A 1,214-nucleotide genomic window follows, 5' to 3' on the forward strand; every position below is an offset into this window, starting at 1 on the left:
TGTCCAGTCCTGAAATAGGTTTACACCTGCTTCAGTCTCATAACGCCCGATGCACCGCATCGGGCGTTTTGTATTTCAAGGCCATATGAGGTCGTTTGTGGTTATAGATCTCGACCGACTCGTCAATCATGCGCCTGGCCTCGATCAGATTCTTAGGTCGATGCAGCAAAAACTCCGTTTTCAAAATTCCGTTTATCCGCTCTGCTAAAGCATTCTGGTAGCAGTCATATCCGTCAGTCATCGAACACCTGATGCCGTGCTTTGCATGCAGCCTCTGATAGAGATCCGAGCAGTATTGCGAGCCCCTATCCGAGTGATGGACCAGCGACTGGTCGGTTTTTCGGTGCCGAAGAGCTTTAGTCATCGCCTTGATGACTGATTCTGTACGCAGGCTTTCATGTACATGATGGCCAACTATTTTGCGCGAGAACGCATCAGTAATCAGGCTTACGTAGGCGACGCTTTGCTCGGTCGGAAAATAGGTTATATCCGCCACCCAGACCTGTTCCGGGCCCGTGGCTGTGACTTGGTCAGGGCCGGGTTTGAGCCGGTTCGGATGTCGACGGAAGCGATGATGACTGTCAGTAGTCTTGTGATAAGCGCGTTTACGTGGAACCAGTTGTCGATGGTCTCGCAAAATGTCGAACAATCGATCCCGGCCCACCGTTTGTGTCAGTTCAGGTTCGGCTTGCATAAGACCATGCAGCTTGCGAGTGCCCAGCCTGGGCATCTGAAGGCGTGTCTCCAACACAAACCCCAACACCCTTTGCGCATGGCTGGCTTGCGCATCGTAAGCTCGATTGCGCTTGTAGTACGCCTGCCGAGAGATGCCCAGAAACTGGCAAGCCCTGGTAATGCTCAGGCCTTCGATTTGCCCTTGGGTGAGGACTTGCCGGATCGCTTTTTTACGACAGAAACACCGTAATCGTTTTTCAGTACGTCAACGACAGCTTCAAAAAATTGGGCTTTCTGGTTGGCAAGGGCCAGCTTTTCTTCTAGCTCCTTGATTCGCTGCTCCGGTGTCAGCGGCAAATTTGGCTCGGCCATCGGGCGGTTCCTCTGGGAGCGAATGGAGGCGCCTTGGCTCCAGTCCTGCCGTCCATGCTTGCGTAACCACACCAGCACAGTCGACCGCCCCTGAATCCCATAGCGCCGTTGAGCCTCTTTATAACTCAGTTCGCCCTTTTCAACCTGATCGACGACCGCCAATTTAA

The 1,214-nt window shown here is 53.0% G+C and carries 1 pseudogene; it reads right to left on the reverse strand.

The features are described from left to right. A pseudogene (locus G7025_RS26530) lies at nucleotides 1–1,214 on the reverse strand (IS3 family transposase); the annotation flags it as partial.

Origin of the sequence: Pseudomonas lurida, from assembly GCF_013522705.1 — a bacterium.
Classification (GTDB): domain Bacteria; phylum Pseudomonadota; class Gammaproteobacteria; order Pseudomonadales; family Pseudomonadaceae; genus Aquipseudomonas; species Aquipseudomonas quebecensis.